The sequence below is a fragment of the Xanthobacter sp. DMC12 genome (assembly GCF_056314105.1).
This window is the reverse complement of sequence record NZ_JBQUYZ010000001.1, coordinates 825,898-847,989: the sequence shown is the minus strand read 5'-3', so window position 1 is coordinate 847,989 and position 22,092 is coordinate 825,898. Positions and strand designations below refer to the sequence as shown.

The 22,092-nt window shown below is 67.9% G+C and carries 23 protein-coding genes; 15 read left to right on the top strand and 8 right to left on the bottom strand.

Annotated features, from left to right (window positions below; genetic code table 11):
• The first annotated feature begins 62 nt into the window (after positions 1–62).
• Complete coding sequence (locus tag ACT535_RS03910; RefSeq protein ID WP_476363416.1) at positions 63–2,270, top strand: OmpA family protein; 2,208 nt, start codon at positions 63–65, stop codon at positions 2,268–2,270.
• Positions 2,271–2,367: 97 nt separating this feature from the next.
• Positions 2,368–3,003: a hypothetical protein gene (locus ACT535_RS03905; protein ID WP_168458053.1), complete on the top strand. Its 636-nt coding sequence runs from the start codon at positions 2,368–2,370 to the stop codon at positions 3,001–3,003.
• A gap of 6 nt (positions 3,004–3,009) precedes the next feature.
• Here ACT535_RS03905 and ACT535_RS03900 read toward each other — a convergent pair whose 3' ends face one another.
• Entirely contained in the window at positions 3,010–5,322 is a 2,313-nt protein-coding gene (locus tag ACT535_RS03900; RefSeq protein WP_476363415.1) for a transglycosylase SLT domain-containing protein, read from the bottom strand.
• A 371-nt stretch (positions 5,323–5,693) separates the two neighbouring features.
• Between ACT535_RS03900 and dapA the strand changes: the two genes are divergently transcribed.
• The 4 genes from dapA to ACT535_RS03880 all read left to right on the top strand — a co-directional run bounded on the left by dapA (position 5,694) and on the right by ACT535_RS03880 (position 8,180).
• On the top strand, positions 5,694–6,593 hold the full coding sequence (dapA, locus tag ACT535_RS03895; protein WP_476363414.1) for a 4-hydroxy-tetrahydrodipicolinate synthase: 900 nt from the start codon (positions 5,694–5,696) through the stop codon (positions 6,591–6,593).
• 124 nt (positions 6,594–6,717) lie between these two features.
• The gene (gene smpB / locus ACT535_RS03890; protein ID WP_024279430.1) at positions 6,718–7,194 is read left to right on the top strand and encodes an SsrA-binding protein SmpB; all 477 of its coding nucleotides are present in this window, start codon (positions 6,718–6,720) and stop codon (positions 7,192–7,194) included.
• Positions 7,195–7,206: 12 nt separating this feature from the next.
• On the top strand, positions 7,207–7,611 hold the full coding sequence (locus tag ACT535_RS03885; RefSeq protein WP_476363413.1) for a VOC family protein: 405 nt from the start codon (positions 7,207–7,209) through the stop codon (positions 7,609–7,611).
• Positions 7,608–8,180 carry a peroxiredoxin gene (locus tag ACT535_RS03880; protein WP_476363412.1) on the top strand — a complete coding sequence of 191 codons (573 nt, stop codon included), beginning with the start codon at positions 7,608–7,610 and terminating at the stop codon, positions 8,178–8,180. Before ACT535_RS03885 ends, ACT535_RS03880 begins: the two co-directional genes overlap by 4 nt.
• Positions 8,181–8,205: 25 nt before the next feature.
• Here the strand turns inward: ACT535_RS03880 and ACT535_RS03875 are convergent, their stop codons facing one another.
• On the bottom strand, positions 8,206–8,805 hold the full coding sequence (locus tag ACT535_RS03875; RefSeq protein WP_476363987.1) for a uracil-DNA glycosylase: 600 nt from the start codon (positions 8,803–8,805) through the stop codon (positions 8,206–8,208).
• A gap of 96 nt (positions 8,806–8,901) precedes the next feature.
• Positions 8,902–9,510, bottom strand: a complete 609-nt coding sequence (locus ACT535_RS03870) for a LabA-like NYN domain-containing protein (RefSeq protein ID WP_168458049.1) — start codon at positions 9,508–9,510, stop codon at positions 8,902–8,904.
• Positions 9,511–9,726: 216 nt separating this feature from the next.
• Between ACT535_RS03870 and rpoZ the strand changes: the two genes are divergently transcribed.
• The 3 genes from rpoZ (at position 9,727) to ACT535_RS03855 (ending at position 11,723) form a co-directional block, all read left to right on the top strand.
• Entirely contained in the window at positions 9,727–10,116 is a 390-nt protein-coding gene (gene rpoZ, locus ACT535_RS03865) for a DNA-directed RNA polymerase subunit omega (RefSeq protein ID WP_024279425.1), read from the top strand.
• Positions 10,117–10,458: 342 nt separating this feature from the next.
• On the top strand, positions 10,459–10,770 hold the full coding sequence (locus ACT535_RS03860; RefSeq protein WP_476363411.1) for a hypothetical protein: 312 nt from the start codon (positions 10,459–10,461) through the stop codon (positions 10,768–10,770).
• A gap of 11 nt (positions 10,771–10,781) precedes the next feature.
• Positions 10,782–11,723, top strand: coding sequence for an AEC family transporter (locus ACT535_RS03855; protein ID WP_476322282.1), 942 nt, complete (start codon positions 10,782–10,784; stop codon positions 11,721–11,723).
• On the opposite strand, the gene gluQRS is transcribed toward ACT535_RS03855, so the two are convergent.
• Positions 11,702–12,622, bottom strand: a complete 921-nt coding sequence (gene gluQRS / locus ACT535_RS03850) for a tRNA glutamyl-Q(34) synthetase GluQRS (RefSeq protein WP_476363410.1) — start codon at positions 12,620–12,622, stop codon at positions 11,702–11,704. The two genes, ACT535_RS03855 and gluQRS, sit on opposite strands and share 22 nt — an antisense overlap.
• A 57-nt stretch (positions 12,623–12,679) precedes the next feature.
• Between gluQRS and ACT535_RS03845 the strand changes: the two genes are divergently transcribed.
• The 3 genes from ACT535_RS03845 to ACT535_RS03835 all read left to right on the top strand — a co-directional run bounded on the left by ACT535_RS03845 (position 12,680) and on the right by ACT535_RS03835 (position 14,768).
• Positions 12,680–13,330, top strand: a complete 651-nt coding sequence (locus ACT535_RS03845; protein ID WP_476363409.1) for a DNA-3-methyladenine glycosylase family protein — start codon at positions 12,680–12,682, stop codon at positions 13,328–13,330.
• Positions 13,331–13,343: 13 nt separating this feature from the next.
• On the top strand, positions 13,344–14,048 hold the full coding sequence (locus ACT535_RS03840) for an alpha/beta hydrolase (RefSeq protein ID WP_476363408.1): 705 nt from the start codon (positions 13,344–13,346) through the stop codon (positions 14,046–14,048).
• A gap of 162 nt (positions 14,049–14,210) precedes the next feature.
• On the top strand, positions 14,211–14,768 hold the full coding sequence (locus ACT535_RS03835) for an HNH endonuclease (protein ID WP_168458043.1): 558 nt from the start codon (positions 14,211–14,213) through the stop codon (positions 14,766–14,768).
• Between the two features lie 6 nt (positions 14,769–14,774).
• Here the strand turns inward: ACT535_RS03835 and ACT535_RS03830 are convergent, their stop codons facing one another.
• Positions 14,775–15,263, bottom strand: a complete 489-nt coding sequence (locus tag ACT535_RS03830) for a disulfide bond formation protein B (RefSeq protein WP_476322269.1) — start codon at positions 15,261–15,263, stop codon at positions 14,775–14,777.
• 337 nt (positions 15,264–15,600) lie between these two features.
• Between ACT535_RS03830 and irrA the strand changes: the two genes are divergently transcribed.
• Positions 15,601–16,086, top strand: a complete 486-nt coding sequence (irrA, locus tag ACT535_RS03825) for an iron response transcriptional regulator IrrA (RefSeq protein ID WP_168458290.1) — start codon at positions 15,601–15,603, stop codon at positions 16,084–16,086.
• A 65-nt stretch (positions 16,087–16,151) separates the two neighbouring features.
• On the opposite strand, the gene ACT535_RS03820 is transcribed toward irrA, so the two are convergent.
• The 3 genes from ACT535_RS03820 to acnA all read right to left on the bottom strand — a co-directional run bounded on the left by ACT535_RS03820 (position 16,152) and on the right by acnA (position 20,614).
• Positions 16,152–16,523, bottom strand: coding sequence for a DUF2794 domain-containing protein (locus tag ACT535_RS03820; protein ID WP_168458041.1), 372 nt, complete (start codon positions 16,521–16,523; stop codon positions 16,152–16,154).
• Between the two features lie 482 nt (positions 16,524–17,005).
• Entirely contained in the window at positions 17,006–17,737 is a 732-nt protein-coding gene (locus ACT535_RS03815) for a DUF1223 domain-containing protein (RefSeq protein ID WP_476363407.1), read from the bottom strand.
• Between the two features lie 180 nt (positions 17,738–17,917).
• Entirely contained in the window at positions 17,918–20,614 is a 2,697-nt protein-coding gene (gene acnA, locus ACT535_RS03810; protein ID WP_168458040.1) for an aconitate hydratase AcnA, read from the bottom strand.
• Between the two features lie 176 nt (positions 20,615–20,790).
• Here acnA and ccmA point away from each other — a divergent pair, with 176 nt between their 5' ends.
• Entirely contained in the window at positions 20,791–21,414 is a 624-nt protein-coding gene (gene ccmA, locus ACT535_RS03805; protein ID WP_168458039.1) for a heme ABC exporter ATP-binding protein CcmA, read from the top strand.
• Complete coding sequence (ccmB, locus tag ACT535_RS03800) at positions 21,414–22,082, top strand: heme exporter protein CcmB (protein WP_168458288.1); 669 nt, start codon at positions 21,414–21,416, stop codon at positions 22,080–22,082. Before ccmA ends, ccmB begins: the two co-directional genes overlap by 1 nt.
• The last annotated feature ends 10 nt before the right edge of the window (positions 22,083–22,092 follow it).

The following is a 22,092-nucleotide window of genomic DNA, read 5'->3' as shown; positions in this document are numbered from 1 at the left end:
GCGAATTATGCTCAAGTCCCTTTCGGCTGCCTGGGAGCGGGGCGGACAGCGGGGTGTGCGTGGTGAGGCGAGTCGAGGCAAATCGGGCGAGCGAGGGTGGCCTGAAGGCGGCCGGCCCACGCCGGGGCAAGGGCTGGCGGCGCCTGTGGCCGCTGCTCCTCGGCCTTGCAGCCCTCGGCGTGCTCACGGTCTTCGCCGTCCTTGCCGGTCGCGGCCCGATTGAGGCCGATCTCGATTCGGCCGCACGGGACGTTCTCGCCCGCACTGGCGAATCCTGGGCTTCCGCGCATTTCAAGGGTCGCGATGCTACCATGGAGGGCGAGGCCCTGGCCGAGGAGGCCCGCGCCAAGGTGCGGGCCTCGCTGGAAGGCCTGTTTGGGGTTCGTGCGGTTCATGACGCCACCACCCTGCTGCCGGAGCGGCATCCGTTCACCTTCAGCGCGGTCAAGGACGGCCGCACCATCGCCCTCGACGGATATGTACCCTCAGCCGACGCGCTCACGCGGATTGTGGCTGCGGCCCGCAGCGGCGGCGACCAGGTGACAGGCCAGAACCGGCTGGTCCGGGCGCGCGGCGCGCCACCCGGGGATTTCGCATCGCTGGTCATTTTCGGGCTCGGGCAGCTGAAGCGCCTGCCCTCCGGCCGTCTCACGCTGTCCGACGGTGCGATCGCGCTGGAAGGGCGGGCCCGGGACCTCGCGAGCTATGACGAACTGGCCCAGATCCTGCACGGCCCGCTGCCCGGTGGCATGGTGCTGGCACGGTTCGAGGTGCGCCCGCCGGTCGCCGCGCCGTTCCTGTGGTCGGCCGTACGTGATGGCACGGTGCTGCGGCTCAGCGGCTACGTTCCCTCCGCCGACGCGCGGTCCGAGGTGGCAAAGGCCCTCTCCTCGACCGTGCCGGGCATCGGCATCAAGGATGACACGCTCCTTGCCGAGGGCGCGCCCAGCACCGAACTCTGGATGCGGGCGGTGCGCTTCGCCGGCGCGGCGCTGGCCCAGCTTCCGGAGGGGCGGGTGACTCTCTCCGATGCGACTATCTCGGTCGAGGGGGTGGCGCCGAGTTTCACCGCCTTCGATATCCTCCTCACGCTGCGGCGGCAGCCGCCAGAGGGCTTCCAGATCGTTCGCTTCGCGGTCGAGCCACCTCGCGCGTCGCCGTTTACGTGGCAGATCGAGCGCAGCCCGGACCAGGTCCGCCTGTCCGGCTTCGCGCCGTCCGAGGATGCCCGCCGGCTGCTTCTGGATGCGGCACGATCGGGCTTCCAGGGGATGCAGGTGGCGGACGACCTGCAACTCGCCTCCGGCGGCCCGGCGCCCGAGGTGTGGGCAAGCGCCGCCAGCTTCGCGGTGGTCCAGCTTGCCCGCATGCACGCCGGTTCGGCCGAGGTAACGGGCACGCAGATGGTGCTGTCCGGGGAGGCGGCGGATTCCGCCGGCTTTCTCGCCGTGATGCAGGCGGTGCGCGCGCCCCCGGCCGGCGTTAGGGTCGATGCCACGGGCGTGCGGCCGCCGTCCATCTCGCCCTATGTCTTCTCGGTGCGGCGGGAGGCGGGGGAACTCACGGTCTCCGGCTTCTACCCGGACGAGGCCGCGCATGGCGCGATCAAGGCGGCTCTGGAGCGTGACTTCCTGCGCGAAAAGGTCAACGACGTGTCGGCGGTCGGCGGCGGTGCGCCGTCCGGCTTCCGCGACGCGGTGCTTGCCGGGCTCGCGCAGCTGTCCCGGCTGTCGTCGGGCGAACTCAGCATCGCGGATGCGCAGATGCGCCTGTCCGGAACCGTGCTGGACGCGAGCGTGGCAGGGGAGGTGGAGGCGGCACTTAAGCGTGCGGTCCGCGCGCCATTCTCGGTCGAGGCCGCGCTCCAGATCGCCCCGCCCGCGCCGCCGGTCAACGTGGCTGAATGCGGCCGGCAGATCGGCGACCTGCTCTCCCGCGGCACCGTCCGCTTCGTGGGAGCGACGGCCGAAATCGATCCCCTGAGCCGCGGGCTAGTAGACCGGATCGCCGCGGTGCTGAAGCAGTGCCCGGGCGGGCTTGTCCGGGTGTCCGGCCATACGGACGGTGTCGGCGACCCGGCGGCCAATCTGCGCCTTTCCGAGGCGCGGGCGAAGGCGGTGGCGGCGGCCCTGGTCGCGGAGGGCATCGCCGCGGACCGACTCGCTGCGGCCGGGCTCGGCTCCGGCCAGCCGGTTGCCCCGAACGACACCGAGGCGGGCAGGGCGCTCAACCGGCGCATCGAGATCGAGGTGAAGGAGCGCGCGCCATGATCTATCTCGCCATCGCTCTTTGGCCTTACGTCATCGGCGCGGCGGTGATCGGCCTTGCCACCGGTTATGCGCTCGGCCGGAACGGAGGGAGCCGGCCATGACTGCCTTTGCCGTCGAGGTTTCGCTGCTCCTGGCGATCGTCTTCGCGCTGGCGCTTGCGGTCGGCTATCGCATCGGACGCAATCGCCGTCCACCGGAGCCAGTCCAGGCCGAGGCTCTGCCGCCTCCGGCCGCGTTGGAACGGCAACCGGTCCCCGCGACCCCGGCGCCGGAGCCGGAACCACCAATTCTGGTGGAGCCCGCACCGACACCCCAGCAGGATCTGTTCGCGCGGCTCGGCATAACCGACATGAATGCGGTCCCCCCCCTCGATGAGGAGGAGGAAGACGAGCCACCTCCGCGGGCGGCGCCGGCATCGACGCGCCCCGCCCCACGCGCCCGGCGTCGTCCGCCGGAGAGCCTGCCCGGCATACGTCCGCCCGCCCTCGACGCGCCGGAGGGGGAAGGGGCGGACGATCTGAAGCAATTGAAGGGCATCGGGCCGCAGAATGAGCAGCGGCTCAACGAGATCGGCATCTTCCATCTTCGACAGATCGCCGCATGGACGCCGGAAGAAGCCGCCTGGGTCGGCAGCTATCTCGCCTTCCCCGGCCGCATCGAGCGCGAGGACTGGATGGGACAGGCGAAGGCTATCATCGAGGGCGGAGCACCGCCGCCGCGCCGGCGGCGGTGAGGCGGGTCAGCGTCCGCCGCGCAGGTCGGCTTCCATCTGCAGCTTGCTCGGGATGTTGAAGCGCACCTTGTAGACTTGGTAATTCTCCATCACCCGCTGCACGTAGTTGCGGGTCTCGGAGAAGGGGATGCACTCCACCCAGTCCACCACATCCACGTCCGGGTCGCGCGGGTCGCCATAGCGGGCGATCCACTTGGCGACGCTGCCGCGGCCGGCATTGTAGGCGGCGAAGGCCAGCACGTAGTTGCCGCCATATTGCGCCACCAGCTCGCCCAGCTCGGCGGCGCCGAACTGCACGTTATAGGACTGGTCGCTCATCAGCCGGCGCTCGTCATAGGCGACGCCGGTGATCTTGGCGACCTGCCGTCCGGCCTCGGGCGTCACCTGCATCAGGCCCATGGCCTTGGCGCTGGAGACGATGGCGGGGTTGAACTGGCTTTCCTGACGGGCGATCGCATAGACCGCCGCCTTGTCCACGGGATCGCCGATGGGGCTGTAATTGGGCAGGCCGAAGGTCGGGAAGGCCTCGGCCTCCAGCGGGTGGCCCTCAGCAAGTCCCTCTTTGCCCACCACCAGCGCGCCGCGCGGATCGTTGTTGGACTCCGCGAGGGTCGCGAGCATGGCGAGCTGGCTCGAGTCCTCCATCCGCCAGGCGAGGTCGTAATAGATGGTCAGCGGGATGTCGCGCGCGCCTACGGCATAAAGCAACCGGATCGCCTTCACCGGCTCCAGGCGGGCGAATGTGTCGCGCGCGCCGAAGGACGGGGAGGGCGTGCCGCGCAGGACGACGGGCGCCATGCCCAGCTTGGTGCGCGAGAGCTGGCCGTAATAGGTCGCCGGGAATTTCGCCGCCGCCTGATAGGCGGCATTCGCCCGACCGCGGTCGCCCATGGCCTCGGCCGCGCGCGCCTGCCAATAGTAGGCGCGCGAGAGCGTGATGGGGTGCTTCTGGTCGTCATCGACCTTGGCGAAATGCTGGGCAGCGCGGCTCGGATCCTTCAGGAAGCGAAGGGCGATCCAGCCGGAGGTCCATTGCTGCTCCGCCCGGTAATTATCGGCCTGCGGCGGCACGCCAGTGGCGGCGACCTTGTAGGCGGTCTGGAAATCGCCGGCATCGAGCAACTCGCGCGCGACGAGGCGACGCTCGATCCACCATTCGTCGGGGTCCGCCAGCACCTGATCGGAACTGGAGCCGGCGAGCAGGGCGCGCGCCGCCTCCTGCGGCTTGTCGGCCCGGCGCAACAGTTGCGACTTTGCGAAGAGATAGGCGGGATCGCTGGACAGGGTGAAGGGCACGAGGCCGAGCAGCTTCTCGCCGTTCGCCTCCTTGCGCGCGATGGCCATGCGGGCCTTGGTGAGCGCGACGATGTCGCTGCCGGCGCGCGCGGCGGCGCGCAGGGCGCGGTCGGTGTCCGGCTTGTAGCTGAAGTGGTCGGCGCGCAGCTTGTGATCGGCCCGGGTGAGGAAGCCCGAGAATTCGTCGATGATCTTGCTTTCGAAGAGCTCGTTCAGCTCGTCATTGCGCCAGGCGTCGCGCACCCATTCGGCCGCGTCCTGCCGCTTGCCGATGGAGACGAGATAGCGGGCGAGCGCCACCTTGCCCTCGCCGGAGAGCGGCGGCTGCTCGGCGAAGAAGGCCTGCGCCTTGGCTGGGTCCTTGTTCTCCTGGAACAGCACACGCTCGGCGCGGCGGCGCAGGGTGGACTGCGTGGGCCAGCCGGGCTTTTCCTGGATGAATTCGTTGATGGCGTTGAAGCCCAGATCGTTCGGCGCATGGCGGATGACGAGCCACGTCACCAGCGTGCGCGCCACCGGATCGTCAAGCTGCTGGGCCGCCCCCATGGCCTCGGCGGCGCGTCCGTTGCGGGCGGCATTCACCGCCACCTTCAGCGCGGCGAGATCCCCGCCGGCGATGTTGGACGAGGTACCGACTGTCGGCGCTGCCTGGTGGACGGTGGGGGCGACTCGTGCCGCAGCGGGCTTGCCGGCTGCCGGCTTGGTGGTCGCGCTCTTGCTCGCCGCGGGCTTTGCGGCCGCGGCGGGCTTCGCCGGCGTGGACGCCTTCGCATCCTTGGACTTGGTGTCCTTGGCCTTCGTGTCCTTGGCCTTGGCGTCCTTCGACTTGGAATCGGCCGTCTTGCTGTCCTTGGATTTCGCATCCTTCGACTTGGCGTCGGTCGACTTCGAATCCTTGGAGGCGGACGCGGACGGCTTGGCCGGGGGTGTCGGCGCGGATTCCGCGACCGCCGGCATCGCCCCGCTCCAGGCGAGGGCGAGCGCAAGCGCGCTCACGGACATCAGGCTCGATACAGACGACATGAAGCTTCCTCGCGGGCGCGGACAATTGCGGCGTGTTCCCCCACCCGCATGTTCGGCCACCGGCGTTGACGAAACCCTAACCTCAATGAAGTCCAAAAACCGGGCGAAACCGCGGCTTTCGGGATCGCGGCGGTTGTGCCGGAGCAAATCTGCCGCAGGCTACCCCCGTGCGGCAGTTCGCTACCATTCCCGAAGGGCATTTTGCCAAGACGGAAAGGGTCGTGCGGCGCATCCCCCTTTCCGGCCGGGCGGCAAAAGGATAAGGGTCAAGGTCCGCACCCGCCGCTCTCCCGAGCCGGCGCGGCGCCGGGCCGGCCGTTCGCGACCGGTCCCGGCCAACCACAAGCTCCCAGGAACCCAAGGCGTTCGCCATGTCGCCCATCCCGTCTGCGTCCCGTTTCCGCGGCTCGTTCACCGCCCTCGTCACCCCGTTCCGCGACGGCGCGCTGGACGAGAAGGCGTTCCGTGCCTTCGTGGATTGGCAGATATCCGAGGGCACGCACGGCCTCGTCCCGGTCGGCACCACCGGCGAGAGCCCCACCGTCTCCCATGACGAGCACAACCGCGTGGTGGAATGGACCGTGGAGCAGGCTGCCGGCCGCGTTCCGGTCATGGCCGGCGCCGGCTCCAACAACACGGCGGAGGCAGTCGCGCTGGCCGAGCACGCCCAGAAGGTCGGCGCCGACGCGCTCCTCGTGGTGACGCCCTATTACAACAAGCCCACGCAGGAAGGCCTCTATCGCCACTTCAAGGCGATCGCGGACGCCGTGGATCTGCCGATCTTCATTTACAACATCCCGAGCCGCTCGGTGATCGACATGTCGGTCGAGACCATGGCCCGGCTGTTCGAGATCAAGAACATCGCCGGCGTGAAGGATGCCACCGCGTCCATGACCCGCGTGTCGCTGCAGCGGCAGGTGCTGGGGACGGACTTCATCCAGCTCTCGGGCGAGGATGCGACCGCCCTCGGCTTCATGGCCCATGGCGGCCATGGCTGCATCTCGGTTGCGTCCAACGTCGCGCCGCGCCTCTGCTCGGAGTTCCAGACCGCCTGCCTCGCCGGCGACTTCAAGGCGGCACTGGCGATCCAGGACAAGCTGATGCCTCTGCATACAGCGCTGTTCGTGGAGACCAACCCCGCGCCCACCAAGTATGCCCTCTCGCTCCTCGGCAAGATGAGCGAAGAGGCGCGCCTGCCCATGGTGCCGGTCTCCGAGACCACCCGCGCCGTGGTGCGCAGCGCCATGGTGCATGCCGGCCTCATCAACTGAGGCCGACGGATCGTGGGATCAGGCGACCCGCCGTCGCCTGGTGGTCCCTTCTCCTGCGCGCAGCCGACCGACCTGACCCCTGGCGGCTTGCTTCGGCGGTGCGCTGCGACCACATTCCCCCATCATGACATCCAAGAAGACCGAAGCCCCCCGCAAGATCGCCGCCGACAACCGGCGCGCCCGCTTCGATTTCGAGCTGGGCGAGACGTTCGAGGCGGGCATCTCCCTCACCGGCACCGAGGTGAAGAGCCTGCGCAACGGCAAGGCGACCATCGGCGAGAGCTACGCTGCCCAGAAGGAGGGCGAGATGTGGCTCTACAACGCCTATATCCCGGAATATCTGGAAGCCAACCGCTTCAACCACGAGACTCGCCGGCCGCGGAAGCTGCTGCTGCACAAGCGGCAGATCGCCAAGCTCGGGCAGGCCGTGGAGCGCGAGGGCATGACGGTTGTGGCGACCAAGATCTATTTCAACGATCGCGGTCGCGCCAAGGTGGAGCTGGCGCTGGCCAAGGGCCGCAAGGCGCACGACAAGCGCGAGGCCTCCAAGGAGCGCGACTGGGCGCGCGACAAGGCGCGCCTGATGCGTGAGCGCGGGTGAGGGAAGGGCTCTATGCCGGGCAAGATCGCTTTCGACCATTGCGTGGTGCATGTGAGCGATTTCGCCCGCTCCAACGCCTTTTATGCGTCGGTGCTCGGCGCCGAGGTGGTGGCGGCGGGCACTGGCTTCGCCTACCGCTTCGGTGACCGCCAGCTGAACCTGCACGGGCCGGGCGTGGACCCGGTGCCGGTGGCGCACCTGCCGGTGCAGCCGGGCAATTCCGATCTGTGCTTCCGCTGGGACGGGCCTATTTCCGAGGCGGTCGCTCACCTCGCCGCCCACGGAATCACGCCCGAACTCGGCCCGGTGCGGCGGTTCGGCGCCTGTGGCCACGGGACCAGCGTCTATTTCCGCGATCCGGATGGATCGCTGCTCGAATTCATCTCGTACGACACCTCTCAGGGGGACGCGTCATGAGCACTTCCGGCTACACCAGCCTGCCTGATGACCTCCCGTCGCCGGAAGATGACGGCCTCGCCGCGCACCTGCCGGGGCTGGAACTGCCCATCATCCGCCTTCCCGCCACCGACGGCCGGCACATCGATCTCTCGGGCCTGGCGGGCCTGACGGTTGTCTATGCCTATCCGCGCACGGGCGTGCCCGGCCAGCCGCTGCCGGACGGCTGGAACGACATTCCAGGCGCGCGGGGCTGCACGCCCCAGTCCTGTGCCTTCCGCGACCATTTCGCCGACCTGCGGGCCGCTGGCGTGGAGCATGTGTTCGGCCTGTCGCTGCAGGACAGCGAGTATCAGCGGGAGGCGGCAGAACGTCTGCACCTGCCGTTTCCGCTCCTGTCCGATCACCAGCACGAGCTGACCCACGCCATCCGGCTGCCCACCTTCGAGGTGGAGGGCACGAAGCTGCTGAAGCGCATCACGCTCATCATCGAGGGCGGTGCCATCAGCCATGTGTTCTATCCGGTGTTCCCGCCGGACCGGAACGCGGCGGACGTGCTGGCGCATGTGCGCCGCAGGCAGGAGGGGTGATGCTTCGGCGGCAGGAAGACTGACCTCAACCGAGGTTGGCGCGGACGGCCGAGAAAACCGAGCGGAACATCTCGGGCGTCAGCACGCCCGTGTTCGTGTTGTAACGCGAGCAGTGGTAGCTCGCGAACAGCCGCACGCGTCCCACTTCGTCCGAAACGCCGTGGCCAAACTTGAGCCGCGAGGCCTTCTGGCCCAGCGCGGCAAGGGTCGAATCATGGGCGATCTTGCCCAGCGTGACGATGGCCTTCAGCGCCGGCATCTCGGCGATGGCGGCGGAAAGGAAGCGCCGGCAGGTGCGGATTTCCTCGGGTGTCGGCTTGTTCTGGGGCGGCACGCAGCGCACCGCATTGACGATGCGCGCGCCGGTGAGGGTCAGACCGTCTTCCGGGTGCGCCGCATAGGGACCGCGGGCGAAGCCGTACTCGATCAGCGTCGCGTAGAGCAGGTCGCCGGCATAGTCGCCGGTGAAGGGGCGGCCGGTGCGATTGGCGCCGCGCAGCCCCGGTGCGAGGCCGACGATGAGCAGTGGCGCATTGAGCGGCCCGAATGCGGGCACGGGGGCGTTATGCCACGCGGGTTCATTCGCGCGCCATTCCTCGCGAAAGTCCACGAGGCGCGGGCACAGGGGGCAGTCGCGCCCCGGCTCGGATGCGGCGGTTGATGAAGCTTCAGGCCGGGCGGAAGCCGCCCCGGCAACGGTCCTTGGAGGCACGGGCGGCGGTCAGTCGTTGCCGTCGCCGGCCGCGGTCGTGGCGCCGCGGCGCTCCAGGAAGCGCGGCGTCTCCTGCATCCGCCCCTGCCGCTCGGACGGGTCGCGGCCGATCTTGGGCTGGAGGTCCACCAGGTCGATGAAGACGTCCGCCTGACGGCGCAGGTCGTCTGCGATCAGCGGCGGCTGGGTGGAAATGGTGGACACCACCGAAACCCGCACGCCCTTGCGCTGCAACGCTTCCACCAGCGAGCGGAAGTCGCCGTCGCCCGAGAACAGGACGATGTGATCCACGTGCTCGGCCAGCTCCATGGCGTCCACGGCGATCTCGATGTCCATGTTGCCGCGCACACGACGCCGGCCCTGCGCGTCCGTGAACTCGCGGGCGAGCTTGGTGACGACCGAGTAGCCGTTGTAGTCCAGCCAGTCGAGCAGGGGCCGGATGGAGGAATATTCCTGGTCCTCGATCAGCGTCGTGTAATAGAACGCGCGAAGGAGGTATCCACGGCTCTGGAACTCCTTGAGGAGCCGCTTGTAGTCGATGTCGAAACCCAACGCCTTGGTCGCGGAATAAAGGTTGGCGCCATCAATCAGAAGAGCGATCTTTTCCTGGCCCTGCATACAAAGGTCCGCCGGTGGAATGGGAAGGGCAGAACGGGGAACGGCTGCAAACCACGTCGTCCTGTCGCCTTTCTCCGACGAAGAACCGTTCAAGGCAAGCGAAAAAGGCGCGACGCTTGGTCGGCGGGGTTGCCCCTTTGGCCGAATTGCTGTATCGACGCCCTCTTCTCAAGGCCTGTATTCTGTGCGCATCGCGCATAAGGGAGTGACGAGCCCATGGCCCGTGTCACCGTAGAAGACTGCATCGACAAGGTGGACAACCGGTTCGAGCTGGTTCTGCTCGCCGCCCACCGCGCGCGCATGATCTCGTCCGGCCAGCAGATCACCATCGACCGGGACAACGACAAGAACCCCGTCGTCGCCCTGCGCGAGATCGCCGACGAGACCGTGAGCCCCGAGGATCTCAAGGAAGACCTCATCCACTCGCTGCAGAAGTACACCGAGGTGGACGAGCCCGAACCCGAGGCCGTGCCGCTCATCGCGTCCAGCGACAGCTCGGGCGGCGAGGACAGCGACGTCATGCTCGATCGCATGACCGAGGAAGAGCTGCTTGCCGGCCTCCAGGGCCTCGTGCCCCCCGAGCACAACGACGACGACGAGGGCTGATCGCCGCTTCGGCTTCGCCTCTGCGTTCTCGGCCGGGCTCTGCCCGGCCGTTTGCGTTCAGGCGTGGGGCGTCGGCTTATCGCGGCTAAAACGATTTGTCCCTCAGTTGACGCCTCCGTCCACGGAGCCTAACGTCGATCCTATGCTTCGTTCCGGATGCCATATGCCGGTCCTTCTTCCGGCCCTGCGGCGAATTCCTCGCCCGGTCGACCTTGTCGGCCGGGTAGAACTGCGCGCCTGAGGCCGGGAGGGCCGCGGCGCGACCCCTCGCCGGGGCAGGCCCTCGTCGTCCTTGCCCAGAGAATTGCGCGGCAGAGCCCGCATCAGTCCGGATCATCCCCCATGTCCAGCCGTGAAGCCGCCGTCCATTGCGACGGCTCGTCCCGCGTTAAGCCGCACCACCCTCTCCACCACCTCGCCGTTGTGGCTGGGCCGGACACCAACCTTCTCCTGCGCCTGCTGGAGCCGTTCGTGATCCACGACGTTCTGCCCGGCCGGGTCGATTGCCGGACGGACGATGAAGCGCTCACCGTCACGATCGAGTTCGCCGCGGAGGATGCTGTCGCCGTGCGCCTGGCGCAGCGGCTCGGTGTCATGGTCGGCGTCCGCAGGGCAGACCTGACGACCGCCGCCGCACAAATGCGGGCGGCGTGACGGAAACGACCATGCTGAACACGCTCGCCGACATCTCCGTCATCGTCCTGCCGGTGTTCGGCATGGTGCTGGTGGGCTACATCTCGGCCCGGATCGGCCTCGTCAGCGAACGGGCGACGGATGGGCTCGCGGAGTTCGTGTTCAGCTTGTCGGTGCCCGTCCTCATCTTCAAGACGCTCAGCGAATCGAAGCTGCCGGAGGCGCAGCCCTGGGGCTACTGGATCGCCTATTTCGCCGGAGCCTTCTTCGTGTTCGCCATCGCCATGGTGGCGGCCGAGCGCCTGTTTGGCCGGGGGCGGCAGGAGGCGGTCATCCACGGCTTCGCCGCCGGTCAGGCCAACACCGTGTTCGTCGGCGTGCCATTGATCCTGAAGGCCTATGGCGAAGCGGGCGCGGTGCCTCTGTTTCTGCTCATCGCCATCCACCTCCCGGTGATGCTGGTGGCGGCCACCGTTCTGCTGGAGGGCAGCAACGGCTTCTCCCGCGCGACCATGATGCGGCTTGGCAAGGCGCTGGCCTTCAATCCCATCCTGCTCGGCATCTATGCCGGGGCGCTGGCCAAGGTGGTGGGTATCCAGGCCGTGGGCGTGCCGAAGCAGATGATCGACCTTCTCTCGGCCGCAGCGACGCCCTGCGCGCTCATCTCCCTCGGCCTGTCGCTGAAGCGCTACGGCATGGCAGGGGGCGATCTCCTGCCCTCGACACTCATCAGTGTGCTGAAGCTCATCGTCCATCCGGCGGCGGTGTTCGCGCTCACCATGGTCTTCAGCATGCCGCCGGTGTGGGCCGGCGTGGCGGTGCTGTTCGCGGCGATGCCGAGCGGCGTCAACGGCTATCTGCTGGCGCAGCGCTATGGCGTAGGGGTGGCGACCTCGACCAGCGCGGTGTCGCTCTCCACTGGGCTGGCGGTCGTCACCGTGGCGTTCTGGCTCTACATCCTCGGTGTCGGCTGAGGCGAAGCGAGCCCCAGCCGCGCGCGGATGTCCGCCTGCGTCGCGCCGCACGTCCTGAGCGCGAGAAGGCTGGTGGCCGAATTGCTCTTCGAGAGCTTGTGGCCGCTGGTGTCCAGGATCAGCCGGTGGTGGTGATAGACGGGTGTCGGCAGGCCCAGAAGCCGTTGCAGCAGCACATGGACCGAAGTGGCGTGGAACAGGTCCATGCCACGAATGACGCGGGTGATGCCCTGCAATGCGTCATCCACCACCACCGAGAGGTGATAGGACGTCGGCACGTCCCGCCGCGCCAGCACCACATCGCCCCATCGTGCCGGATCGGCCGTAACGGGCACCGCTGGCCCTTCCGGCAAGCCCTCGGCCTCCGGCCAGAAGAGCGGTCCGCTGCCGACGGCCTCCTGCGCCGCTGCCATGTCCAGCCGCAGCACATAAGGCTCGCCCGCCACTCGCCGTTGCGCCCGTTCCGCGTCTGACAATGCCGAGCGCTGGAAGGGATAGAGCGGCGCGCCATCCGGATCGCGCGGGGCCGCGCGTCCGAGCTTCGCTTCGTTTTCGATCACTGCGCGCGCGATGTCTGAGCGACTCTCGAAGGCGGGATAGACGAGGCCCATGCCCTCCAGCTGCGCCAGCGCTTGCGCATAATCCGCGAAATGCTCGGACTGGCGCCGCGGCGGCGCGGCGGGCACGATGCCGAGCCAGGCGAGGTCGTCGAGGATGCCCTGTTCGAATTCGGGTCGACAGCGGGTGGTGTCGATGTCCTCCATGCGCAGCAGGAAGGTGCCGCCCGTGCGCGCCGCCGCCTCGGCATTCACCAGCGCCGAGAAGGCGTGCCCGAGATGCAGCCGGCCGTTGGGGCTCGGCGCGAAGCGACAGACGAAGGGAAGGGGAGGCTCAGGCATGGCGTCGGCTATTAGAGCGATATCCCGTTGCGACAGACAAGCCTTCGGATTGGCTCCATGAAGGAGCCGCTGCTGACCGACCAGGGCGTGTTCGACCGCGCCTTTGCGCAATTGCTGGAGCTTGATGATCGCCTCGTGCCGGTGGCGGACGTGGCCGGGCGCCCGGCCCTGCGTCGTCGCGCGCCGGGGTTCGCCGGCCTGTGCGCGGTGGTGATCGCCCAGCAACTGTCGGTCGCCTCGGCGCGGGCCATCTCCGCCCGGTTCGAGGCCGCGCTGGGCGGGACGCCGACGGTGGAGGCCATGTTGGCGGCGCCGGTGGAGACTTTGCGCGGGGCCGGCCTGTCCGCGCCCAAGATTCGCACCCTTACCGGCATTGCCCGCGCGCTCGCGGAAGGAGAGGTGGACCTCGAGGCCGTAGCGCGCATGGAGGCGGATGCGGCGGCCGAGGTGATGACGCGGCTGCCCGGCATCGGCCTGTGGACCGCCGACATCTATCTGCTGTTCTGTCTCGGCCGTGCCGACGCCTTCCCCCACGGCGATCTCGCGCTTCAGGTGGCCATGGGCGATGCCTTCGAGCTGGGCGGACGCTGCACGCCCCTCGGCCTGCGCGCCATCGCCGAGGACTGGCGGCCGCTGCGCGGCGTGGCGGCGCATCTGCTGTGGGCGTATTATGCTGCGCGGCGCGCCCGTCTCGGCGCCCCGGCCTGACACGAGCCTGCCCATGTCCTTTCCCCTCGACGGCGTTTCCCTCGACGAGCCCATCCTCGATGGCCCACGCCTGCGCCCGCGCCATGGCGGCGATCCCGACAGCCTCGTCGTGCTGCTGCACGGCTATGGGGCGGATGGGCGCGACCTCATCGACCTCGGCAATGCCTGGGCGGACCTTTTGCCCGGCACGGCCTTCATTTCTCCCCATGCCCCCGACCCCTGTGGGGAGGCGCCCGTGGGCCGGCAGTGGTTTCCGCTCAGCTTCCGTGATCCCCACGAACTGGCCCGCGGCGCCGAGGCTGCGGCGCCCGTGCTGGCGGAATTTCTGGAGGTGGAACTGGCGAAATACGACCTGCCGCCGTCGCGGCTGGCGCTGGTCGGCTTCAGCCAGGGCGCGATGATGGCGTTGAAGATCGCCACCACCGCCGCCGTCGCACCGGCAGCCGTCGTCGCCTATTCAGGGCTGTGGGTGGAGGCGGCGGGAGGGGTGCCGCGCGACCTGCAATTGCGCACCCGTCCTCCCATTCTGCTGGTTCATGGGACCGAGGACGAAGTGATTCCCGCCCAGGCCCTGTTCGCCTCCGCGCGTGGCCTCGCCGACGCCGGGGTTCCTGTGGAATGGCACCTGAGCCAGGGCCTCGGGCACGGCATCGACGACGGTGGCCTCGCCCATGGCGGGGCCTTCCTCGCCGAATTCCTCGCGCCGCAGAGACGGTGAAGGCGGTATTATAAGGCGGCGTCTCCATTCCGGTCAGTAAAGGACGGAGCCACGCCGTAGTTTGGCCTCGGCTTCACAACAGTGACACGGAGCATATAGAGTATCCGCCGCGAACCGGGATCGCTACGCGCGATTCGGGTGCGCAGACGAGGAGGTCGGTCCTTGACCACTGCTTTGTCACCAGGTGCCTGGCCAGCGCTCGTGCTCAACGCGGACTACCGCCCGTTGAGTTATTACCCGCTGTCGGTCTGGAGCTGGCAGGATGCCATCAAGGCAGTCTTTCTCGACCGGGTAAATATCGTCGAATATTACGACAAGGCTGTGCGAAGTCCGGGCTTTGAAATCCGGTTGCCGAGCGTCGTTTCACTCCGCACCTTCGTGAAGCCCACCCGGCAGCCTGCCTTCACCCGCTTCAACGTCTTCCTGCGGGACCGCTTCTCCTGCCAGTATTGTGGCTCGCGCGAGGATCTCACCTTCGACCATGTGATTCCGCGCTCCAAGGGCGGCCAGACGACCTGGGAAAATGTGGTCGCGGCCTGCTCTCCCTGCAATCTGCGCAAGGGCGGCCATATGCCGGTGGATGCCGGAATGTGGCCCGCCCAGACGCCCTTCCAGCCCTCCGTCCACGACCTGCACCAGAACGGCAGGCATTTCCCGCCGAACTATCTGCACCAGAGCTGGATGGACTATCTCTACTGGGATACCGAACTCGATCCCTGAGCCCTATTAGGCCTTGCGACCGGTAGTCGCGCCGGCGAACCCGACCGCCGCAAGCCCCAGCGCGATCAGCGCATTCCACCCCGCCATCGACAGTCCGAACATGCGCCACGCCGCCTCGTCACAGCGCGGCACCCGCGCGCCCTTGAGGGCGGAGAGCACGTTGCTGGTCGCCACCGGCGCGCCGGTGCAGGCGGTCGGTCCGGTCCAGAACTGCCACTCGATCCCGGCGTGGTAGATGGCGAGGCCGGCATTCGCCAGCATGGCCACGCCCAGCACGGCCAGCAGCACCCGCGCCGGGCCGGACCGGTCGTTCCGCGCGAGGAAGAAGGCGATCAGCCCCAGCGGGATTGCGGCGTAATAGGCGATGCGCTGTTCGAGGCACAGGGGGCAGGGCGCGAGGCCCACCACGAGCTGGAAATACCAGGCTGCCGAGAGAGCCAACAGGGAGCCTGCCACCAGCAGCAGGGACGCGGTTTCCTTCGTGCTCGGATACAAGGCAGGCTCCGTTTGCGATTGGCGGCGCAGCCCCGGCGATAGCTTGGCCAGGCCGTCATTGTCCATGCTCGGAGCGTTGATTGACGTGCATGTGACTTGAGATGCCGTAGGGTTCGATGGTGCGACCCTACCTTGGAAGTGTTCTTACTCAGGCCCTGCCGTATGGCGCTGCTGTGCAGCATGGGGTATAAATTTGCTAGTCGTCTTCGGAGGCATTCGCATTGCGTTTCCCTCGGCGGCGCATATTTTGGTTTTAGCTACGAAGATTGCAGCCGAAATGACCGAGATGCCCCGCGCCCGAACCACCTTCAGCACCTCCTTCTCCCAGGGCGGTGAGATGCAGGTTGAACCGGTTCTCCCCGTTGCCCAGCTTCGGGATGTGAATACGACGCGCCGCACCGGCTGCCCCTTCCATGACGTTCGCGAGATGCTGAAAGAGGTTGGCCTGCGGCCCACGCGCCAGCGCCTCGCCCTCGGCTGGCTGCTGTTCGCCAAGGGCGACCGGCATGTGACGGCCGAGATCCTGCACGAGGAAGCCATCAAGGCGCGCTTCCCGGTTTCGCTGGCCACCGTCTACAACACGCTGCACCAGTTCACGGAAGTGAGCCTTCTGCGCGAGGTGGCGGTGGACGGGTCGAAGACCTATTTCGATACCAACGCCTCCGACCATCACCACTTCTTCGTCGAGGGCCAGAACGATTTGGTGGACATTCCGGCTGCCGATGTGGCCGTCAATCTCCTGCCCGAGCCGCCGGAAGGCTACGAGGTGGCCCGCGTGGACGTGGTTGTCCGCCTGCGTCGGAAGGGCTCGAATCGCAGCTGATTCGCCTTACACCTCAAGCTGATAGGCCGGGCATGTCCCGGCCTTTTTTGCGTCCGGAGGCCGCCTCAGATGGTGCGCAGGGGCTTCTCCAGAACCGCCAGCACGCGGGGCAGCTCATGGCCGCGCTTCAGGATGAGGCCGGTCTGGGAGACGACGCTGTAGATGCCCTGCTTCCGGGCGAGGCGCGGGTCCTTCTCGATGCGGTAGAGAGGGACGTCCATGGCCCGGCGAAAGATGCTGAACACGGCCTTTTCGCGTTGAAAGTCAATGGCGTAGTCGCGCCATTCCCCTTGGGCGACCATGCGGCCGTAGAGGTCGAGGATGCGGTCCAGCTCGCGGCGGTCGAAGGTGACGCGAAGGGGGGCGGGGGACGGCGTGGAAGGCTGGACCGGGGCGGCACCGCGCCGGGGCAGGACTATGGGTTCGATGTCTCCCATCGGGCCTCCTTGTCCTTTGCTGGCGTCGTTTTCCGGCGGGTCTGCCGAAGGTCGGACGCGGGTGGCGAACCATGATCCCTCCACCGGCCAACCCTTTCAAGGGCAATCCGTAGCCGGCTGCTACTCACGGCGGACTGGCATCCCAATACCCATCACGCCAACGTCAATGGAATCACAGTGTCGCCGGAATTCGGCCAATCGCGTGCCGCGGCGGGGCGCGATCTTTCTTCGCGTAGCAGGGCCGGTTCGTGAGGCGCTCCGGTCTATCCCAGCCCCCCAGCCCCCCGGGGTGCATCCGAACCGGCCACTGCTGCGCACCGACTTCAGACCCCCGATGTTGGCCATCCCCTGCGGATGGCCTTTTTTTTGGGCGGCGCGCGGCTGGCGCCCCCGAGCTGAATCGGCACGCGAGTCGGTGGCGATTCGGTGGGGTCAGACGGGCGGTTCAGGCGGGTTCTGCGGCCGTTCGGTCGAATGCCGGTTCAGTCGAGCGGGAAGAGGGTCGCGCCGACGATCTGCCCGGGGGCGGCCGGAGTGCCGGTCTGCACCATCACCGCGACCGCATCCATGCCGTCCCGGTGGATATCCTTCAGAGGCACCCGGAAGGTGCGTGTGTCCCCCTGCCAGCGGGCGACGCGGGTCCAGCCGCGGACCACATTGGCGTAGGTGACGTTGCGTCCACCATTCTCGCCACGGCCGATGGAGACGGTCTGGGCGCGGGCGACGGGGCAGGCCCAAAGCTCTGCGCCGTCCTCGACGGCGAGGGGCTGGGGCAGGGTGATCTCAAGGGCATCGCCGTCCCGCTTCACCTCGACCGGGAGGGAGAGGCCGCCGGAGGCGCGGGCGGTCATGACGGCGCGCTGCACCGCGGCACGGTCGCTGCCCTTGGCGACGATCTGGCCGTCGATGACCATCTGGGGGGTGTAGATCTTCTTGTCCGCGCGCTGCTCGGCATAGGCCTTCTGGCGCAGGGAATGGCCGTGGAGGGCGAGGGTGTCCTTCCAGCCCACATAGTCCCAGTAGTCCACCGAGAGGGTGAGCGCGAGCACCTGCGGATCCTTGGCGAGATCGTTCAGCAGCGCGTCGGCGGGCGGACAGGAGGCGCAGCCCTGGCTCGTGAACAGCTCCACCACCACCTTCGGCTGGGTCTGCGCCAGTGCCGGCGAGGCGGCGAGGGCGAGGACGAGCGCGAGGGCGGAGCGGTTCAACATCATGGAGCGCAATGGGGTTGTTGGAATGTGTCCCCGAGATAGCGGACTGCCGCAGCGCACTCCAGTCACAAAGGGGTGTCGCGGCGGTATCTTTTACCCGCTCCGCACATGAAAACGCCGGCCCGACAGGCGTCGGGCCGGCGTTCATCACGGTTCCGTCAGCGCCCCGTGGGGCGCCAAAGATCAGGCTGCCAGCGAGCGCAGCACGTAGGGCAGGATGCCGCCGTTGCGGAAGTAGTCGAGCTCGTCCAGCGTATCGATACGGCAGATCAGCTCCACGTTCTTCACGGTGCCGTCGGCGAACTTGATTTCGGCGGTCAGCGTCTGGCGGGGCTTGAGGTCGCCCTCGATGCCCTTGAGGGTGACGATCTCGTCGCCCTTGATGCCGAGGCTCTGCCAGCTCTCGCCGTCCTTGAACACCAGCGGCACGATGCCCATGCCGACCAGGTTCGAGCGGTGGATGCGCTCGAAGGACTGGGCCACCACGGCGCGCACGCCGAGCAGCTTGGTGCCCTTCGCCGCCCAGTCGCGGGAGGAGCCGGTGCCGTATTCCTTGCCGGCGAACACCACCAGCGGCACGCCCTCGGCGCGGTACTGCATGGCCGCGTCGTAGATGGGCAGCTGGGCGCCGTCCGGATAGTGGATGGTCACGCCGCCTTCCACGCCCGGCACCATCTGGTTCTTGATGCGGATGTTGGCGAAGGTGCCGCGCATCATCACTTCATGGTTGCCGCGGCGGGTGCCGTACTGGTTGAAGTCCACCGGGCGCACCTGATGCTCGATCAGGTACTGGCCCGCCGGGGACGCCTGCTTGATGGAGCCGGCCGGTGAGATGTGGTCGGTGGTGATGCTGTCCAGGAACAGGCCCATGATCCGGGCATCGATGATGTCCTTGACCGGCTCCGGCTCCTTCTGCATCCCGACGAAATAGGGCGGGTTCTGCACATAGGTGGAGGTGTCCTGCCACGCGTAGGTCTGGCCGGTGGGCACGGCGATCTTCTGCCAGTGCTCGTCGCCCTTGAAGACGTCGGAATACTTTTCCTTGAACATCTTCTTGGTGACGTTCTCGCGGATGTACTGGGCCACTTCCTTGTTGGAGGGCCAGATGTCCTTGAGATAAACGGGGTTGCCGTCCTTGTCCGTGCCGAGGGGCTCGGTGGTCAGGTCCACCTGCAGCGAGCCGGCCAGCGCGTAGGCGACCACGAGGGGCGGGGAGGCGAGGTAGTTCGCCTTCACGTCCGGGTTCACGCGGCCTTCGAAGTTGCGGTTGCCGGAGATCACGGCGCCAGCCACGAGGTCGTTGGTGTTGATGGCCTCGGAGATGGCTTCCGGCAGCGGGCCGGAGTTGCCGATGCAGGTGGTGCAGCCGAAGCCGACCAGGTTGAAGCCGAGCGCGTCGAGGTCGTCCTGCAGGTCGGCGGCCTTGAGATAGCCTTCCACCACCTGCGAGCCGGGCGCCAGCGAGGTCTTCACCCACGGCTTGGACTTGAGGCCCTTCTTCACGGCCGCCTTGGCGAGGAGGCCGGCGGCGATGAGCACCGAGGGGTTGGAGGTGTTGGTGCAGGAGGTGATGGCGGCAATCACCACGTCGCCGTGGCCCACCGTGTAGTCGGTGCCGGAGACGGGGACGCGCTTGGCGGCCTCACCGGGCTTCTTGAACTCGCCTTCCAGCGCGGCCAGGAAGCCGGCCTTGGACTCGGAGAGCAGCACGCGGTCCTGCGGGCGCTTGGGGCCGGCCATGGAGGGCAGAACGGTGTCGAGGTCGAGGTCCAGCGTGTCGGTGAACACCGGGTCCGGCGTTTCCTTCTTGCGCCACATGCCCTGGGCCTTGGAGTACTTCTCCACCAGCTCCACGCGGCTGTCCTTGCGGCCGGTCTCTTCCAGATAGTCGATGGTCTCGCGGTCCACCGGGAAGAAGCCGCAGGTGGCGCCGTATTCCGGGGCCATGTTGGCGATGGTGGCGCGGTCGGCGAGGGAGAGGTGCTCGAGGCCGGGGCCGTAGAACTCCACGAACTTGCCCACCACGCCCTTCTTGCGGAGCATCTGGGTGACGGTGAGCACGAGGTCGGTGGCGGTGATGCCCTCGCGCAGCTTGCCGGAGAGCTTGAAGCCGATCACCTCGGGGATGAGCATGGAGATGGGCTGGCCGAGCATGGCCGCCTCCGCCTCGATGCCGCCCACGCCCCAGCCGAGCACGCCGAGGCCGTTGACCATGGTGGTGTGCGAGTCGGTGCCCACCAGCGTGTCGGGATAGGCCACCTCGACCTTCTTGCCGTCGATCTCTTCCTTGCGGGTCCAGACGGTCTGGGCGAGGTATTCGAGGTTCACCTGATGGCAGATGCCGGTGCCGGGCGGGACGACGCGGAAGTTGTCGAACGCGTTCTGGCCCCACTTCAGGAAGCGATAGCGCTCCTGGTTCTGCTTGTATTCTTCCTCGACGTTCTTGCCGAACGCCTTGTTGTCACCGAAGAAGTTCACGATCACTGAGTGATCGATGACGAGATCCACCGGGACCAGCGGGTTGATGCGCTCGGGATCGCCGCCGAGGGCCACCATGGCGTCACGCATGGCCGCGAGGTCCACCACCGCGGGAACGCCGGTGAAGTCCTGCATCAGCACGCGCGCGGGGCGGTAGGCGATTTCCTTCTCGGCCTTGCCGCGGTTGTTCAGCCAGTCGGCCACCGAGATGACGTCTTCCTTGGTGACGGAGCGGCCATCCTCGAAGCGCAGCAGGTTCTCAAGCAGCACCTTCATGGAGAAGGGGAGCGCGGAAATGCCCGGAAGGCCATTCTTCTCCGCCAGCTCAAGATCGTAATAGACGTACTCTTTGTCGTCTACCGTCAGGGTTGTGCGGCACTTGAAGCTGTCGAGGGAGGTCACGGCTGGAAAACTCCGGTTCGATGATCGACCGAAACAGCACCTCCTTTGACGGTGGAGGTCTTTTCTCCACCACCTTGGACGGCGCGGCTGCGGGCTTTATAGAGCCATTTCAAAGCGCGGTCATGCGATAACAGCGTTGAATGTGCAATGCACCAAAAGGCAGGGGTCGGCAACGCATGACTGTCAAGGCGCTGGTAGGGGATAACCTTTCCTGCCGCAGAGGATTCAGGCTCCTGTTCGAGGGGCTGGCCGTGTCGGCGCAGGCCGGCCGTGCGCTGGTGGTAGTCGGGCCGAACGGCGCCGGCAAATCCTCGCTGCTGCGCATCCTCGCCGGCCTGCTGGCGCCCACCGCCGGCACCGTGCGGCTGGATGACGGTTCCCCGGGAGGCGGCGAGAGCGTGGGCGAGCATCTGCATTATCTCGGGCATGAGGATGCGGTGAAGGGCGCGCTCACCGTCGCCGCCAATCTCGCCTTCTGGCGCACCGTGCTCGGTGGCGGCGGCCTCGCCGTGGAGGAGGCGCTGGAGGAGGTGGGCCTCGGCGGTCTCGGCCAGTTGCGCGCGCAGGTGCTCTCCGCCGGACAGAAGCGCCGCCTCGCCATCGCCCGCCTTCTCGTCGCGAAGCGCCCGGTCTGGGTGCTGGACGAGCCGACCACCGCGCTGGACGTGAAGGCGCAGGCCCGCTTCGCCGCCTTCGGCCGCGCGCACCTCGCCGCCGGCGGCCTCCTCATCGCCGCCACCCACGCGCCCCTCGACCTCGGCGAGACGGACGAACTGCGGCTGGGAGGGGTGGGGGCATGATGTCGGCCTTCCTTGCCATCGTGCGCCGGGATCTGGCGCTGTCGCTGGGCTCCGGCGGGGGTGCCGGGCTCGGCGTGGTGTTCTTCCTCTCCGTGGTGACGGTGGTGCCGTTCGCGGTGGGGCCGGACCTCGTGCTCCTGGCGCGCATCGGCCCGGCCATCCTGTGGATTGGCGCGCTGCTCGCGAGCCTCATCGGGCTGGAGCGCCTGTTCGCCGCCGATGCGGAGGATGGCTCCCTCGATGCCCTCACCCTCTCCGCTCTGCCGCTGGAACTGACGGCTGCCGCCAAGGGCCTCGCTCACTGGCTCGCCACCGGCCTGCCGCTCGTGCTCGCCGCGCCGGTGCTGGCGCTGATGCTAAATCTAGAGCCGGCCGCCATCGGCGCGGTGGTGCTCACCCTGCTGGTGGGCACGCCGGCCGTGACCTTCCTCGGCCTCATCGGCGCGGCCTTCGCCGGGGCGTTCCGGCGGGGCGGGCTTTTGATCGCGGTTCTGGTGATTCCGCTCACCATCCCCGTGTTGATCTTCGCCGTGTCGGCGACTCAGGCGGCGGTGGTGGGGCCGGTGCCGTTCGGCACGCCGTTTCGTGTGCTGGCGGGGCTCGCTCTGTTCGCGCTGGTGCTGGGGCCGGTGGCTGCGGCCGCGGCGCTGCGCGCTGCGCGGAGCTAGCGCGGGCTTG

Bases quoted from the DNA above. Each gene is read 5' to 3' on its own strand.
- ACT535_RS03905 (WP_168458053.1), top strand. From the start codon at position 2,368: ATGACTGCCTTTGCCGTCGAGGTTTCGCTGCTCCTGGCGATCGTCTTC.
- ACT535_RS03900 (WP_476363415.1), bottom strand. From the start codon at position 5,322: ATGTCGTCTGTATCGAGCCTGATGTCCGTGAGCGCGCTTGCGCTCGCC.
- dapA (WP_476363414.1), top strand. From the start codon at position 5,694: ATGTCGCCCATCCCGTCTGCGTCCCGTTTCCGCGGCTCGTTCACCGCC.
- smpB (WP_024279430.1), top strand. From the start codon at position 6,718: ATGACATCCAAGAAGACCGAAGCCCCCCGCAAGATCGCCGCCGACAAC.
- ACT535_RS03885 (WP_476363413.1), top strand. From the start codon at position 7,207: ATGCCGGGCAAGATCGCTTTCGACCATTGCGTGGTGCATGTGAGCGAT.
- ACT535_RS03880 (WP_476363412.1), top strand. From the start codon at position 7,608: ATGAGCACTTCCGGCTACACCAGCCTGCCTGATGACCTCCCGTCGCCG.
- ACT535_RS03870 (WP_168458049.1), bottom strand. From the start codon at position 9,510: ATGCAGGGCCAGGAAAAGATCGCTCTTCTGATTGATGGCGCCAACCTT.
- rpoZ (WP_024279425.1), top strand. From the start codon at position 9,727: ATGGCCCGTGTCACCGTAGAAGACTGCATCGACAAGGTGGACAACCGG.
- ACT535_RS03860 (WP_476363411.1), top strand. From the start codon at position 10,459: ATGTCCAGCCGTGAAGCCGCCGTCCATTGCGACGGCTCGTCCCGCGTT.
- ACT535_RS03855 (WP_476322282.1), top strand. From the start codon at position 10,782: ATGCTGAACACGCTCGCCGACATCTCCGTCATCGTCCTGCCGGTGTTC.
- gluQRS (WP_476363410.1), bottom strand. From the start codon at position 12,622: ATGCCTGAGCCTCCCCTTCCCTTCGTCTGTCGCTTCGCGCCGAGCCCC.
- ACT535_RS03845 (WP_476363409.1), top strand. From the start codon at position 12,680: ATGAAGGAGCCGCTGCTGACCGACCAGGGCGTGTTCGACCGCGCCTTT.
- ACT535_RS03840 (WP_476363408.1), top strand. From the start codon at position 13,344: ATGTCCTTTCCCCTCGACGGCGTTTCCCTCGACGAGCCCATCCTCGAT.
- irrA (WP_168458290.1), top strand. From the start codon at position 15,601: ATGCAGGTTGAACCGGTTCTCCCCGTTGCCCAGCTTCGGGATGTGAAT.
- ACT535_RS03820 (WP_168458041.1), bottom strand. From the start codon at position 16,523: ATGGGAGACATCGAACCCATAGTCCTGCCCCGGCGCGGTGCCGCCCCG.
- ACT535_RS03815 (WP_476363407.1), bottom strand. From the start codon at position 17,737: ATGATGTTGAACCGCTCCGCCCTCGCGCTCGTCCTCGCCCTCGCCGCC.
- ccmA (WP_168458039.1), top strand. From the start codon at position 20,791: ATGACTGTCAAGGCGCTGGTAGGGGATAACCTTTCCTGCCGCAGAGGA.
- ccmB (WP_168458288.1), top strand. From the start codon at position 21,414: ATGTCGGCCTTCCTTGCCATCGTGCGCCGGGATCTGGCGCTGTCGCTG.